Annotated in this window: 15 protein-coding genes; 10 read left to right on the plus strand and 5 right to left on the minus strand. The window is 67.1% G+C overall.

Going from position 1 to position 15020, the window contains the following annotated elements; translation table 11 throughout:
- Window positions 1-74: 74 nt before the first annotated feature.
- Together DQW77_RS11765 and DQW77_RS11770 are read right to left on the minus strand one after the other, a co-directional pair.
- On the minus strand, window positions 75-548 hold the full coding sequence (locus DQW77_RS11765) for an ATP-binding protein (RefSeq protein WP_113258422.1): 474 nt from the start codon (window positions 546-548) through the stop codon (window positions 75-77).
- A gap of 38 nt (window positions 549-586) precedes the next feature.
- A complete protein-coding gene (locus DQW77_RS11770) occupies window positions 587-925 on the minus strand; it encodes an STAS domain-containing protein (RefSeq protein WP_113258423.1) in 339 nt (112 codons plus the stop codon).
- Window positions 926-1020: 95 nt separating this feature from the next.
- Here DQW77_RS11770 and DQW77_RS11775 point away from each other — a divergent pair, with 95 nt between their 5' ends.
- The 10 genes from DQW77_RS11775 (at window position 1021) to DQW77_RS11820 (ending at window position 12112) form a co-directional block, all read left to right on the plus strand.
- Complete coding sequence (locus tag DQW77_RS11775) at window positions 1021-2193, plus strand: acetyl-CoA C-acyltransferase (RefSeq protein ID WP_113258424.1); 1173 nt, start codon at window positions 1021-1023, stop codon at window positions 2191-2193.
- Between the two features lie 131 nt (window positions 2194-2324).
- Entirely contained in the window at window positions 2325-2783 is a 459-nt protein-coding gene (locus DQW77_RS11780; RefSeq protein ID WP_113258453.1) for a GAF domain-containing protein, read from the plus strand.
- 75 nt (window positions 2784-2858) lie between these two features.
- Window positions 2859-3431 (plus strand): helix-turn-helix domain-containing protein, encoded by a 573-nt coding sequence (locus DQW77_RS11785; RefSeq protein ID WP_113258425.1) that lies wholly within the window; start codon window positions 2859-2861, stop codon window positions 3429-3431.
- Between the two features lie 94 nt (window positions 3432-3525).
- The gene (locus DQW77_RS11790) at window positions 3526-3909 is read left to right on the plus strand and encodes a GFA family protein (RefSeq protein ID WP_113258454.1); all 384 of its coding nucleotides are present in this window, start codon (window positions 3526-3528) and stop codon (window positions 3907-3909) included.
- Between the two features lie 11 nt (window positions 3910-3920).
- Window positions 3921-6374: an FAD-dependent oxidoreductase gene (locus DQW77_RS11795; protein WP_113258426.1), complete on the plus strand. Its 2454-nt coding sequence runs from the start codon at window positions 3921-3923 to the stop codon at window positions 6372-6374.
- Window positions 6375-6431: 57 nt separating this feature from the next.
- The gene (locus DQW77_RS11800; protein ID WP_404947935.1) at window positions 6432-7496 is read left to right on the plus strand and encodes an alcohol dehydrogenase catalytic domain-containing protein; all 1065 of its coding nucleotides are present in this window, start codon (window positions 6432-6434) and stop codon (window positions 7494-7496) included.
- 1 nt (window position 7497) lies between these two features.
- Window positions 7498-7953: a pyridoxamine 5'-phosphate oxidase family protein gene (locus tag DQW77_RS11805; protein ID WP_113258427.1), complete on the plus strand. Its 456-nt coding sequence runs from the start codon at window positions 7498-7500 to the stop codon at window positions 7951-7953.
- Window positions 7950-8846, plus strand: coding sequence for a homocysteine S-methyltransferase family protein (locus tag DQW77_RS11810; RefSeq protein WP_113258428.1), 897 nt, complete (start codon window positions 7950-7952; stop codon window positions 8844-8846). Before DQW77_RS11805 ends, DQW77_RS11810 begins: the two co-directional genes overlap by 4 nt.
- Before the next feature lie 78 nt (window positions 8847-8924).
- A complete protein-coding gene (locus DQW77_RS11815; RefSeq protein ID WP_113258456.1) occupies window positions 8925-11369 on the plus strand; it encodes an FAD-dependent oxidoreductase in 2445 nt (814 codons plus the stop codon).
- Window positions 11370-11467: 98 nt separating this feature from the next.
- Window positions 11468-12112 (plus strand): RluA family pseudouridine synthase, encoded by a 645-nt coding sequence (locus tag DQW77_RS11820; protein WP_113258429.1) that lies wholly within the window; start codon window positions 11468-11470, stop codon window positions 12110-12112.
- 144 nt (window positions 12113-12256) lie between these two features.
- On the opposite strand, the gene DQW77_RS11825 is transcribed toward DQW77_RS11820, so the two are convergent.
- From DQW77_RS11825 to DQW77_RS11835, 3 genes are all read right to left on the minus strand, one after another.
- Complete coding sequence (locus DQW77_RS11825) at window positions 12257-13303, minus strand: serine/threonine protein kinase (protein ID WP_220124963.1); 1047 nt, start codon at window positions 13301-13303, stop codon at window positions 12257-12259.
- Between the two features lie 102 nt (window positions 13304-13405).
- Window positions 13406-14269, minus strand: a complete 864-nt coding sequence (locus DQW77_RS11830; RefSeq protein ID WP_113258431.1) for an alpha-1,2-fucosyltransferase — start codon at window positions 14267-14269, stop codon at window positions 13406-13408.
- Complete coding sequence (locus DQW77_RS11835) at window positions 14262-15020, minus strand: glycosyltransferase family 25 protein (RefSeq protein ID WP_113258432.1); 759 nt, start codon at window positions 15018-15020, stop codon at window positions 14262-14264. The genes DQW77_RS11830 and DQW77_RS11835 overlap by 8 nt, the downstream gene beginning before the upstream one ends.

The following is a 15020-nucleotide window of genomic DNA, read 5'->3' on the forward strand; positions in this document are numbered from 1 at the left end:
TTTTCAGGCAGCATTTGGCACGCAATGGGGCAAGTTTGCGGCATTTGTGCCTTGTGACGGTTGGCGTCCTGATTTCACCGGCCAGTGCGCGGAATGCACAGTGTCAGGCGGTTCTCGCCGCGAACCCGCCGGTAGCGCCTTGCCGTCGTCAGGTCACGGATCAGGAACCAGCCGAAACCGCCCTCCGGCATCGCTTCGCGCCGGACGCCGATGGCCGGCGGCCCCGGTTCCGGCATCCGGTTTCCCGGCATCGGCCGGCCCCGGTCGCGCAGCGATGCCGTGATCCCGCCCCGGCCCGTCCTGAGGGCCAGCTGGACAGGGCCGGGGCGTTGTCCGCCATAGGCATGTTCGGCGATGTTGTTGAGAGCTTCGGCAAGGACCAGTTCCGTGGTATCGCAATCCGTGGGGCCAAGGCCCCGACCTGCCAGTGCGCGGCGCAGCGTCGCGAGGGCCGCGCGGATATGCGCCTCTGTCGCCGTCAGGCCGATACGAATGCCCGTCGGTGCCAGGCCCGTGGTCGCGCCGGTCCGCGCTCCCTGTGCGTCCATGTGTCCTTGCCCCCGTTTCGTTCAGCGCCGGCCCACGTTCAGCCGGCGGCCAAGGATCCCGGATCGTTGGCGGACGCATGAATCGTGAACACCCTGTCCATCCGTGTCAGGCGAAAGACCCTGTCCACCTCCGGGCGCAGCGCGGCGAGGTCCAGCCGCTGCCGCGGCCCGAGCTGTTTCATCGCCGCGACAATGGCGCCGAGACCGCTGGAATCGACAAACTCCACCTGCGCCAGGTCGAGCACGACGTGATCCGGCCCGTCTTTCGTGAGCGTGCGCATCTTGTCCTTGAAGCGGATCGCGGCGGCGGCGTCGATCCGCCCCGCGTCGACCGTGATGATCGCTATGCCCTCTGACCGGGTGCTGCGCAGTTCCATGGCCCTTGCTCCTTGCTACGTAGAAACACAGGCAAGGCTAGACCCCAATCCTTACCATCCGGTATTCAGATCCCTGACAAGAAGGAGGATAGCCGATGCAGGACGTTGTCATAACGGGCGCCCGGCGGACGCCGATGGGCGGGTTTCAGGGTGATTTCGACGGGATCGCCGCGGCCGAACTCGGTGCGACGGCGATTCGGGCGGCGCTGAAGGATGCCGGGGCCGCAACCGCCGAAGAGGTCCTGATGGGCTGTGTGCTGCCCGCCGGGCAGGGCCAGGCACCGGCGCGGCAGGCCGGCTTCGCCGCCGGACTTGGCGAGGACGTGCCCGCGACCACCCTCAACAAGATGTGCGGATCGGGCATGAAGGCGGCGATGATGGCGTTCGACCGGATCGCGCTGGGACATGCCGGGGTGATGGTTGCGGGCGGCATGGAAAGCATGTCGAACGCTCCGTACCTGTTGCCCGGGATGCGTGGCGGTGCGCGGCTTGGGCATGCCGAGGCCAAGGATCACATGTTCCTTGACGGGCTGGAGGACGCCTATGACACCGGCCGCCTGATGGGCTCCTTCGCCGAGGATTGCGCCGAGAAATTCCAGTTCACGCGTGAGGCACAGGACGCCTATGCGCTCGGGTCGCTGGAAGGCGCGCTCGCGGCGCAGAAGAGTGGTGCCTTCAAGACCGAAATCGCGCCGGTCACCATCACCGGCCGCAAGGGCCCGGTCATCGTCGGCGAAGACGAGCAGCCCGGCAAGGCGCGGCCTGACAGGATCCCGCATCTCAAACCGGCCTTCCGCAAGGACGGCACGGTGACGCCGGCCAATTCCAGCTCGATCAGTGACGGGGCGGCGGCACTGGTTCTTGCCTCGCGCGGGGCTGCTGAAGACAAGGGGCTGAGCGTGCGTGCCCGGATCCTGGGCCATGCGAGCCATGCACAGGCGCCGGCGCTGTTCACCACCGCGCCGGTGACGGCGGCCCGGAAGCTTCTCGAGACGATCGGCTGGCGAAGCGCGGATGTCGATCTCTGGGAGGTCAACGAGGCATTCGCGGTCGTGCCGATGGCCTTCATGCGGGAAATGGATCTGCCGCGCGAGCGTGTGAACGTGAACGGCGGCGCCTGTGCCCTCGGTCATCCCATCGGTGCCAGCGGTGCGCGGATCATGGTGACCCTGCTCAACGCGATGGAAAGGCACGACGTAAAACGCGGCGTCGCGGCGATCTGCATCGGTGGCGGCGAAGGCACGGCGGTCGCGATCGAGCGTGGCTGATTACCACTTGAACGCCCATCGGGGCCATGCTGCACGGTTGCCACACCCGCGGGGCCGGTCTTCTTTTGGCCGCAAATATCCCGGGGGTCCGGGGGCTGGCCCCCGGTCCTGACCTGTGCCAGTCTCGTCATATGCGGATCGATTACGAAACCATGGGCAAGTCCATCGACGCGCTCACCGAGGGCGAGTGTGACAGCGTGGCGCTCATGGCCACCGTCGCCTGCGAGCTTCACCATGCCGACGACAGGTTCGACTGGACCGGGTTCTACCGCGTCGTGGCGCCGGAACTGCTCAAGATCGGACCCTACCAGGGCGGGCATGGCTGCCTCGTGATCCCCTTCTCGCGGGGGGTCTGCGGCGCGGCAGCGCGCACCGGGCAGGTGCAGGTCGTGGATGATGTCGACGCCTTTCCCGGCCACATTGCTTGCGCAAGTTCCACGCGGTCGGAGATCGTGCTGCCGGTACGCGATGGCCGCGGCACCCTGATCGCGGTTCTGGATATCGACAGCAACCGGCCGGCAGCCTTCGACGACGGTGATGCCTCGGCCTTGACGGCGATCCTCGACAGGGTGTTCCGCGGCGCTGCGTGAAATTTCCTTTGAAATTTTCACGGAATCGGCGCACCGTGAAATCAGATCAGGGATTTTCACGGGCGGGGCCGCCAGATGTTGCAGAGCGATCCAAGCAAGATCCGGACCCTTGGCGCGGATTTGAGGGCGCTGCGCAAGGCGCGGTCGATGACGCTCAGCGACCTGGCCTGTCGGCTGGGGCGCTCCGTCGGCTGGTTGAGCCAGGTCGAGCGTGACCTTTCGGACCCCGCGATCACGGATCTGCGCCAGATCGCGGCGGCGCTGGACGTGCCGATGTCGCTGCTTTTCACGCATGCGCCCGGCCCGGCGGACGAGGCCGGCCACGTGGTGCGCGCCGGGGCGCGACGGCGGATCGGTTCCGGCGGGGCGGGGCTGATCGAGGAGTTGCTGTCGCCGGACCTGACGGATGATTTCGAGGTGGTCCACTCCACCTTCGAGCCGCACAGCCGCAGCGGCAGCGCTGTGGCCCGCCCCACACGGGAACTGGGATACCTGGTTTCCGGTCGGCTGGAGCTTGTGGTGGGTGACAGGCGGTTCACCATTCACCCCGGCGACAGTTTCCGCATCCGCGGTGAGCCATTCGAGTGGATGAACCCCCATGATGCGCCTGCTGTGGCGATCTGGGTGATCGCCCCGCCGGTGTATTGAGGTGCAGGATGGAGGAACGTGATACCGGTGACCGCTCCCTTTTCGGCAATCATCCAGGAAAGAGTTGGTCGGCACCGGCGGGAGGAAAGCGCGGATGATGGAAAAGGGCGGATGTCTCTGCGGGGCGGTGGCCTTCGAATTCGACGCGGACCCCGATAGAGTGATTGCCTGCCACTGTCGGCAATGCCGAAGGCAATCAGGTCATTACTTCAGCGCCGTTTCCGCCTCCAAGGCGGGGCTTCGCTTTGGCCGCGATGACGGCCTCAAGTGGTATCGCGCCAGCGATATCGCGCGGCGCGGCTTCTGCGGAACCTGTGGATCGACGCTTTTCTGGTGGCCGGACGAGGGGCCGGTGACGATGGTGGCGATGGGATCGCTGGAGGCGCCCACGGGGCTGCGCCTTGGCGGACATTACTGGGTGAACGCCAAGGGCGACTATTACGACATCGCGGACGGGCTGCCGCAAGAGGATCGATAGGGAGAGGCGACATGGCTGAGTTTCCAACCACGGCGCGCGTGGTCATCATCGGCGGCGGTGCGGTGGGGGCGTCTTGCCTCTATCACCTGGCCCGCGCGGGCTGGACCGACAGCGTGCTTTTGGAGCGCAACGAACTGACGGCGGGGAGCACCTGGCACGCGGCGGGCAACGTGCCGACATTTTCGGTCAGCTGGTCGGTGATGAACATGCAGCGCTACTCGACCGAGCTTTACGCGCGGCTGGGTGACGAGGTCGATTACCCTATGAACTACCATCAGACCGGCTCGATCCGGCTGGCGCATAGCCTCGAGCGGATGCAGGAGTTCGAGCGCGCCAGGGGGATGGGCAAACACCAGGGGATGGACCTGGAGATACTTGGCCCGGAGGAGATCAAGGCGCGTTACCCGTTCATCGAGACGCATGACCTGAAGGGTGCCCTCTATGACCCGAACGACGGCGATATCGACCCCGCGCAGCTGACGCAGGCGCTGGCCAAGGGCGCGCGGGGGATGGGCGCGAAGGTGGTGCGGTTCTGCCCGGCCACCGGGGTGACGCAGAAACCCGACGGAAGCTGGATCGTGCATTCCGAAAAAGGAGACATCGCCTGCGAATACGTGGTCAACTCGGCCGGGTATTACGCGCAGCGCGTCGGCGAATGGTTCAAGCCCTATGGCGGGCGTACCGTGCCGATGATGGTGATGAGCCACCAATACCTGCTCAGCGAGGAAATCCCCGAGATCGAGGCGTGGTCGAAGGAGCAGGGCCGCAAGCTGCCGCTGTTGCGCGATGTCGATGTCTCCTACTACCTGCGTCAGGAAAAGCACGGCTTCAACCTCGGCCCCTACGAGCCGCGCTGCCGCGCGCATTGGGCCGACCCGTCCGATCCCATGCCCGACGATTTCAGTTTCCAGCTCTGGCAGGAGGATCTCGACCGGGTCGAGGAGATCGTCACCGACGCGATGGCGCGGGTGCCGCTGCTGGGCTCGTCGGGGATCAACAAGATCATCAACGGCCCGATCCCCTACGCACCCGACGGCATGCCGCTTCTGGGGCCGATGCCGGGGGTGAGGAACGCGTTCGAGGCCTGCGTGTTCACCTTCGGCATCGCGCAGGGCGGCGGCGCGGGCAAGGTGCTGGCCGAATGGGTGACCGAAGGGGCGCCGGAATGGGACATGTGGTCCTGCGACCCGCGCCGTTACACCGATTACACCGACCCCGAGTATTGCGTCGCCAAGGGCATGGAGGTCTACGGCCACGAATACGCCATGCATTTCCCCTGGCACCGCTGGCCCGCCGCGCCCGACCGCAAGCTCAGCCCCGTCCATGACCGGATCAGGGAAATGGGCGGCCAGATGGGCGACTACAATGGCTGGGAGCGCGCCAACTGGTTTGCCAGGCCCGGTGATGACACCTCGGAGGAGGCCACCCAGACATGGGACCGCGCCGGCCCGTGGGAGCCGCGCATAAGGGAAGAATGCGAGGCGGTGCGCGACCATTGCGGCGTGCTCGACCTGCCGGGTTTTTCGCGCTTCAAGGTTCAGGGGCCGGGGGCCGATGACTGGCTGCGCGGGCTCGTGACCGGCAGTCTACCCAAGGTGGGGCGCGTGGGGCTGGTCTATTTCGCCGATGAGCGGGGCCGGATCGTCACCGAGATGTCGGTCACGCGCGAGGCCGAGGACCTCTTCGTTCTGGTCACTGCCGCCGCCGCGCAATGGCATGACCGCGAGTGGCTGGAACGGCACATGCCCGAGGGGGCCAGTTTCACGCTGGAGGACTGGACCGACCGGATGTCGACTCTGATCGTCACCGGCCCCGCGTCGCGCGATCTGCTCGGCCCCCTTTCCGATGCCGACCTGAGCCTGCCCTGGCTCAGCTTTCAGGAGACCGAGGTGGCGGGGCGGTGGGCCGCGCTGCTGCGGGTCTCGTTCGCCGGCGAACTCGGCTGGGAAATCCATGCGGAAAACGCCGACCTTCCTGCGATCTACGAGGCGGTCCTCGACGCGGGGGCCACACCCTTCGGCATGTGGGCGCTCAATTCCCTGCGCATCGAGAAGGGGTATCGCGCCTGGAAGGGGGATCTTTCCACCGATTACTCGATGCTGGAGGGCGGGCTGGAACGGTTCGTGAAATTCGACAAGCCGCAGGATTTCCCCGGCAAGGCGGCGCTTCTGGCGGAAAAGCAACAGGGCCGGAAGAAGGCCTTCGTCACGCTGATGGTCGATGCGGGCGCGGCGGATGCCCCTTACATGTCCACGGTCTGGCATGACGGGCAGATCGTGGGCGAAACGACTTCGGGTGCGTGGGGCTACCGCGTGAACGCCTCGGTCGCGCTGGCGGTGATCCGGGCTGATCTGGCCGTGCCGGGCCGCGTGCTGGAGGTGGACATCTACGGTGAGCGGTGCAGGGCCAAGGTGCAGCCCGACGCGCCGCTCTGGGACCCGGAGAATGAAAGGCTGCGGGCGTAGGTCTCAGCTCATCGTCCCGGAACTGTAACCGGGACGCACACGGAAAAGGAGAGCAGGATGCTGCCTGAAGCCATGTCCGGCGTCACCCTAAACCGTCACGGCGGGCCCGATGCACTGGAATGGCGTGATGATATCCCGGTGCCGCGCCCCGGTGCGGGCGAGGTCCTGGTGCGGGTGCTGGCGGCCGGGGTCAACAACACCGATATCAACACGCGCGTCGGCTGGTACGCGGCGGAGGTGACCGGGGCCACCGAGGAGGGCGACACGGCGGTCGAGGCCGGCGGCTGGGGCGGCGCGCTGGATTTCCCGCGCATCCAGGGCGGCGACCTGTGCGGCGAGGTGGTCGCGCTCGGCCCGGGCGTGACGGCCTTCGCGGTCGGGCAGAGGGTGACCTGCCCGATCAACCAGCCACGCCCGAGCGAGGACAACCCGGTCGGCTTCGTCGCGCTCGGGTCGGAATATGACGGGGCGTTTGCCCGGTATTGTCTGCTGGAGGCGCGCGACCTTCATGACGTGACCGACGCGCCCCTGAGCGACGTGGAGATCGCCGCCATCCCCTGCGCCTTCGGCACCGCGGCAGGGCTCTTGCACCGGGCGGGCGTGGCACGGGACCAGGAGGTGCTGATCACCGGCGCCTCGGGCGGGGTGGGGTTGGCCGCCGTACAGCTGGCCGCGCGGATGGGCGCGCGGGTGACGGGCATCGCCTCGCCTGCCAAGGCCGATTGCGTGCGCGAGCAGGGCTCGGCGGAGGTCATCGCGCGCGGCGCGCCGGTGCCGGAGGGGTGCTTTGACGCGGTGATCGACGTCGTCGCCGGCCCGGACTGGAGCGCGTCCATCGACGCGCTGCGGCCCGGCGGGCATTACGCGGTCTCGGGCGCCATCGCCGGGCCCGTTGTGGAGGCAGACCTGCGCCGCATCTACCTGCGCGACATCACCATTCACGGTTGCACCTACCAACCCGCCGAGGTGTTTGCGCGGCTCATCGGGATGGTCAATGCCGGGCAGGTGCGGCCGCTGGTCTCGAAGACCTACCCGCTGCGCGAGATCGCCGCGGCGCAGGCGGATTTCATCGCCAAGGCCCATCCCGGCAAGCTGGTCCTGCTGCCATGGGAAGAGGTGTGACATGTCCCTGAACGCTTTCGCCAAGCGCCTGATCGCGACCTTCCCGTTGGGCTTCGTCGCCACGGTCACGCCCGAGGGGCGCCCGGCGGTCAGCCCCAAGGGCACCTTTCTGGTGCTCGACGACGACACGATCGCCTTCGGGCATATCCGTTCGCCCGGTACATTGGCCAATTTGACGTACTGGCCCGAGGCGGAGGTCAATTTCATCGACCAGTGGACGCGAAAGGGCCTGCGCGTACGTGGCGGCGCGCGTGTGATCTGGCCGGGAGCCGAGTTCGACACACTGATCGGCCGCTGGAGGACTGTCTGGGGTGATCTGGCGGGGCGGATCGAGGCACTGGTGCTGATTACCGCCGAGGACGTCAAGCCGCTCACCACCCCACCTTACGATGACGGGGCGACCGAGGAAGAGATGATCGCCCTCTACAAGGCAAAATTCGCGGAGATATACCCATGACGGAGATAACCCTTCTGGACGGGTCCATCGGGCAGGAACTGGTGAAACGTTCTGGCGACCGGGCTACGCCGCTCTGGTCCACGCAGGTGATGTTGGAGCACGCCGACCTGGTGCGGCAGGTGCATGACGCCTATTTCGCCGTCGGCGCCACGGTTGCCACCACCAACACCTACGCGGTGCTGCGCGACCGCCTCGTACGGGTGGGCCTGCAGGACGAGGTGGCGTGGCTGACCGAGACCGCCGTCGATGCGGCCCGGCGCGCCCGCGACGCGGCGGGCGGTGGCCGGGTGGCGGGGGCGATCGGGCCGCTGGTCCAGTCCTACAAGCCCGAGGTCTGCCCGCCCGCGGCCGAGGCCGCGGCGATCTATGCCGAACCTGTCGGGCTGTTGTCCCCGAAGGTGGACTTTCTGATCCTCGAAACCATGGCCTCGGTCGATCAGGCCGAGGGGGCGCTCCGTGCGGCGAACGTGGCGGGTGTTCCGGTGTGGCTGTCGGTCACCGTGGACGATGATGATGGCGCGCGACTGCGTTCTGGCGAGGGTGTCGAGGATCTGGCCCGTGTGGTGAAGCGTTACGCGCCCGCCGCGGTGCTGGTCAACTGTTCGCGCCCCGAGGCGGTGGCCCCGGCCCTGGAGATCATCAAGGGCTTCGGCAAGCCCTTCGGCGCTTATGCGAACGGGTTCACGCGGATCAGCGAGGGGTTCCTTGGCGATGCGCCGACGGTGGATGCGCTCGAGCAGCGCACCGACCTTGATCCCGCGGCCTATGCTGAGTTCGCAATGGGCTGGGTGGACCAGGGCGCGACCATCGTCGGCGGCTGCTGCGAGGTCGGGCCCGATCATATCGCCGAACTGGCCCGTCGGCTGAGGGAGGCAGGGCATGCCATCGCCTAGCGAGACGCACACGAGAGGGGGCGGCGAGTGGCTCTTCGGGCCTTGTGGCACGCCTCGCAGAAACGGGAGATGAAAGAAATGGAACTTCCCCGGACGGCCCGCGTGGTCATCATAGGCGGCGGTGTCGTGGGCGCTTCAGTCGCCTACCACCTGGCCAGGCTGGGCTGGCAGGACGTTGTCCTGCTGGAGCGCAAGCAGCTCACGTCGGGCACAACCTGGCATGCGGCGGGGCTGATCGCGCAGCTGAGGGCCACCGCCAACATGACCCGGCTCGCCAAGTATTCGCAGGAGCTTTACGGCAGCCTCGAGTCGGAGACGGGGGTCGCCACCGGGTTCAGGCGCGTGGGCTCGATCACCGTGGCGCTGACCGATGAACGCCGGGAGGAGATCCACCGGCAGGCCGCCATGGCACGGGCTTTCGGCGTCGACGTGGAGGAGGTTTCCACCGCCGAGGTAAAGAAGAAATATCCCCATCTGAATGCCGATGACGTGACTGGTGCGGTCTATCTCGACAAGGACGGGCAGGGTGATCCCACAGGGATCGCGCTGGCGCTGGCCCGGGGTGCGCGGGCGCGCGGGGCGCTGCTGCGCGAAAGGGTGAGGGTGAGCGGCATGGTCCGTGACGGCCGCCGGGTTACCGGCGTGGACTGGGTGGCCGAAGACGGCGACAGCGGCCACATCGCCTGCGACATGGTGGTCAACTGCGCGGGCATGTGGGGCCGCGAGGTGGGCCGCATGGCCGGCACCAACGTGCCGCTGCACGCCTGCGAGCATTTCTACATCGTGTCCGAGCCGATCGCCGGATTGACCGAATTGCCGGTACTGCGGGTGCCGGACGAATGCGCCTATTTCAAGGAGGATGCGGGGAAGATAATGCTGGGCGCCTTCGAGCCGAACGCCAAGCCTTGGGGCATGAACGGAATTCCCGGCGATTTCGAGTTCGATCAGTTGCCGGAAGACTTCGATCACTTCGAGCCGATCCTCGAAAAGGCCGTCAACCGGATGCCGATGCTGGCCGAGGCGGGAATCCACACGTTTTTCAACGGCCCCGAGAGCTTCACCCCCGACGATGCCTATCACCTAGGTCTCGCGCCCGAAATGGACAATGTCTGGGTGGCGGCCGGTTTCAATTCGATCGGGATACAGTCCGCCGGAGGGGCCGGCATGGCGCTGGCGCAGTGGATGGAAGACGGCGAAAAGCCCTTTGATCTGGGTGATGTGGACATCTCGCGGATGCAGCCGTTCCAGGGCAACCGGACCTATCTTTTCGAACGCTCCAGGGAAACGCTGGGCCTGCTCTATGCCGATCACTTTCCCTACCGTCAGAAGGAAACCGCGCGCGGGGTGCGGCGCAGCCCCTTTCACGACCGACTGCTGGAGCGTGGTGCGGTGATGGGCGAGGCCGCGGGCTGGGAGCGCGCAAACTGGTTCGCGGCCGATGGGCAGGAGCGGCAATACCGCTATTCCTGGGGACGCCAGAACTGGTTCGGCAATGCCGCAGCCGAGCATCACGCGATCCGCACCGGGGTGGGCATCTACGACATGTCAAGCTTCGGCAAGCTGCGCATCGAGGGGCCCGGGGCGGAGGCGTTCCTGAACCATGTCTGCGGCGGTGACATGTCGGTGCCGGCGGGCCGCATCGTCTACACGCAGTTTCTCAACGACCGTGGCGGCATCGAGGCGGATGTGACCGTCACCCGCCTGTCCGAGACGGCCTTCCTGGTGGTGACGCCGGCGGCCACCCGGCTGGCCGACGAGACCTGGCTGCGGCGCCACCTCGGTGATCGCGCCGTCGTGATCACCGACGTGACCGCCGCCGAGGGCGTGCTGGCGGTGATGGGGCCCAAGGCGCGCGACGTGTTGCAGGCCGTGTCGCCCGCCGATTTCTCGAACGCCGTCAATCCCTTCGGCACCGCGCAGGAGATCGAGATCGGGATGGGCCTGGCGCGGGTGCACCGGGTGTCCTACGTCGGCGAGCTGGGCTGGGAGGTCTATGTGAGCGCCGACATGGCGGTCCACGTCCTCGAGGAGTTGATGGAAGCGGGCAGCGCCCATGGCCTGATGCCTTGCGGCATGCACGCGATGGACAGCTGCCGGATCGAGAAGGCGTTCCGCCATTTCGGTCATGATATCACCTGCGAGGATCATGTGCTGGAGGCCGGGCTGGGTTTCGCTGTGAAGACCCGCAAGGGCGATTTCATCGGACGGGACGCGGTGCTGCGCGCGAAGGACGCGGGCCTGGCGCGCCGGATGGTGCAGTTCCGCCTGACCGACCCCGAGCCGCTGCTTTACCACAACGAGCCGATCCTGAGGGACGGGGAGATCGTGGGGTATCTCAGTTCGGGCAATTACGGCCATCATCTTGGCGGGGCGATCGGCATGGGATATGTGCCCTGCGATGGTGAGAGCGCCGCTCAGGTGCTGGCAAGCGGCTACGAGATCGACGTTGCGGGCACCCGGGTGCCGGCAGAGGCGAGCCTCAGGCCGCTTCATGATCCCGGTGCGATGCGCATGAAGGCCTGAAGCCGCATGATCGATACCTCCGGCGGCAACGGCTCCCGCGGGGCAGGAACCAGGCAGGGCGTGGCCCCGCGGGCGGTTTTGGTGTAGGCGTCGGGCTCATGTCCTGTTATGCCCCGCCCGCCGATCCTTTGGAGATCCTGCACGAGGACCATGAGATCCTCGTGGTGAACAAGCCCGCCGGCCTGCTTTCGGTGCCGGGACGGGGGGAGCATCTGGCCGATTGCCTGCTGAGCCGGGTTCAGACCGCCTTTCCCCAGGCGTTGCTGGTGCATCGGCTGGACCGGGACACATCGGGGGTTATGGTTTTCGCGCTCAGCCCCCATGCGCAGCGGCATCTGGGGCTTCAGTTCGAGAAGCGGGGCGTGAAGAAAACGTATGTGGCGCGGCTGGAGGGGCATCTGGAGCCCCGGCGCGGGATTGTCGATCTTCCCCTGATCGTGGACTGGCCGAACCGGCCGCGGCAGAAAGTATGCCACGAGACCGGCAAGCCGGCCCTGACCGACTGGCGTGTGCAGCGCCATGACGCGGGCGAGACGCGGGTGCGGCTGATGCCGCAAACTGGCCGGAGCCATCAGCTCAGGGTGCACATGCAGGCCATTGGCCATCCGATCCTGGGCGACCCGTTCTATGCCCGGGGCGCGGCGCGGGCGCATCCGCGGCTGATGCTGCATTCGGAGGAACTGCGGCTGCGTCATCCCGACGGGGGGGCGGGACAGCGGTTCCGGGCCGGGGCGCCATTCTGAAGCGAGAAAGCGGTGTGTGCCGGGCAAGCCCGCGGGCAGGCAGCACGGGCCGCACGGAGCGGGGCGCCTGAAGGGATCCGCCCCCCAGCATGCGGGACCAACCGGCCGTAGCGGGCCCGGCAATGCCGCAAAGGGCGGCGCGGATCAGCGGCGCAGGACGCGATCCGTCAGGTTGAGCCGCTTGGCGATGACCGGCCGGAGGCTCTCGGCCAGTGCGGGGTCGGCCGTCATCATTGCTTCCAGTTCCTCGAGCCGGTTGGAGGCGACCAGTTGCAGGGCGTCGAGGCGCGGACGGCCATCGTCGTGGCGCGGCAGCCGCGGCACGGGCTGAATCAGGTCGGGTTTGGGATCGGGGCAAAGGGCGCGCAAGGCGGGTCCGGCAAGATCGGTTTCGACGAAGGCATAGAGGCCCACGCCCCGGCCCGGCAGCGCGTGGGCGCAGAGCGCCAGACCAGTGATGCGGGGGTGGGACAGCAACGCCGCGCGCAGTGCCGGCTCTTCGCGCTCGATACGGTCCCCGGTGCCTTCGCCGTCGGACCAGTCCATGAGTCCCCGGGTGACGAGGTTATAGAGCCGTTTGCCGGTGGCCATCCAGATACGTGACGGCAGGGCCTTGCGGTCCAGCATCCGCATTTCCGCCGGTGTAAGGAGATGGGGCGCGTAGGCACGTTTCTGCTTCAGCAGATGGCGCAGGTCCTCACGGGCCATGACGCGGAAGATCCGGCCGCGGCGGCGATGGGTGGAGGCGAGTTGGAAGTCTATCACGGCAGCCCGGCCCTCCGGCGTCACCAGCCAGTTCTGGGGCTTTGCGATATCGTTGTGGGTGACGCCGGCGCGGCGAATTTCGCGCAGGAGTCGCCGGGCATCGCGATACCACTGCGGATCGTCGGGCCGGGCCAGTTGCAGTGGCGTGCCGCGCGTCCAGCTGCGCAGGATCCCGGTGTGGTCGCTGCGGATCAGGGCCGGGCAACCTTCCAGTCCCTGAACGGCGCGCAGGGCGCGCACCTCCTTTCCGGCCAGAAACCTGACCACCGGACGCGCGAGGAGTGGCACGCCGTCGAGCTTGCGCAGCACCACCGGAAAATCGGGCACGCCCCGGAGCGTGCCGGAGACGGTTTCGGAAAACGCGTCGCGCTTGTGCACGGTCGAGGCCACGAAAGGGGCCTGCGTGATATCCGGTCCGTGTCGCATGGCCATTCTCCTAGTTGGTTTCATGGCGTTGCGAAAGGCATGCTCGCCAGACCTTGCGGCCTGTCTCGCCCGGTGCGCTGCGGGGACTGCCGGATCGCGCCGTCAAAGCCGTATCCAATCGGCCGGGCAGATATCGGGATTGTCGGGCTTGCCGGGGGCGAACCAGTTCTTCGGCGCGACCACGATCCTGTCCGGGTTGGCATTGAGCCATGCCGCCCACCATGAGAAGCTGGAGTTGGCGATGACATTGTGGGCACAGAGGGATTGGAGGTGAAGATCGAAATGGCCGCCCGTTTCGTCATTGATGTCCACGACAATCGTTTCCTGACCCAGATCAAGATTGGCGCGCGCCCAGTCCGGATCGTTCGAGAAGACAAAGCAGGTCAGGGGCCGGTCAAGCCGGTCGCGGATCGTGTCGACGGCGTTGCGGTAGTAGCCCGGCGAACAGGCGGCATAGGCCCCTGAGGCGGTGTAATCGCCGCGCCGGACATGCACTGCGACAGGGGACGGGGCCTTTGATATTGTTTGCGCCATCGCGGCATTTGCCCCGGCAAGCGGCGTGGTGAAGGCCAGGTCGCGGCGCAGCCGGTCCGCGATCGGGGCAAAGTAGCGTTGGGACTGCCAATACCCGTGAAGATAGGTTTCGGGCGGCAGGTCGAAGAACCCGCGATCGAAGCCGAGGCCCTTTTCGCGATGGAACCGCGGGGTGCGCCCGAAGATGCGCCAGAGCACATAACGCAGAAGGCCGTCATGCCTGGCGGGCGGCAATGCCGCGTCGTCGCGGGCAAAGCGTGCCCTGGCGAAATGCGCGAAGCAGTCGCCGCGCGCCGTTCGGGCCGAAAGATGGCGGGCATCCAGGAGCAGGTCGCAGCCGAGGTGATCGGCCAGCGCCCGGCCCGCGGCATATTGGAACAGTTGATTGCCCGTGCCGCCAAGGAGTCGCGAGACGACCCGCCGCTCAGCCATCCATGCCGCCCTGAGGATGGGCGCCGCTGCTGCGCGAAAAAAGCACGGCCTGCCGGCGGTACAGGGTGCGCTGCACTTCGCGCCGCAGTTTTTCGAGGACCGGCCTGTTGCTGGACTGAATGGTCGAGCCGTCGAGCCTGTCCGCGATGTCGGACACGCCGGAGGGATAGATCATCGCCGGTCGCAATCCCGTGTGCCAGTGGCTTTGCACGAAGGTATCGACAGGGCGGTCGAAGATCTCGGAAAGCTCCAGAAGGCGGGCTGCCGCAGCGCGGCTGACGATCTGCGCCGTGGTGCGCAAGCCGGCATATCGGGGCACCGTGAGCGCGCAGCGCCCGGCGGTGTCGATCAGGGTGCGTGCGCCATGGGCCGGCCGGGTCTGGAACTGGATGTACCCGAGTTTTTCGACATGGGTGAGGGCCAGGCTGAGCGCGTCGCTGAAAAGTGCCGGGTCGAGCGCCGCGTCATCCTCGATGATCAGAGCGGCGTCTTCGTCACGGGCCTGCATCTCGGCCCAGATCTGGCGGTGACTGAGAAAGCAGCCGATCTCGCCCGTCCTGAGCCCGAACGGATAGGGCGGATCGAAGATATGGGTGCCCACGGTGGCGTCGAGATCGCGCGCCGAAACCGCCGCGCCGTCCACTGCGGGCCAGATCTCGCCGTTCAGGCCGCAGGTTTCGAGAAGGTCGCGCGCATTCGCCCGGCGCTTCTCGGCACGGGCCAGATGCAGGACGAAGGCGCGCGGGACCAT

Origin of the sequence: Roseovarius sp. TE539 (assembly GCF_003298505.1) — a bacterium.
In the GTDB taxonomy this organism is placed as follows: Bacteria; Pseudomonadota; Alphaproteobacteria; order Rhodobacterales; family Rhodobacteraceae; genus Roseovarius.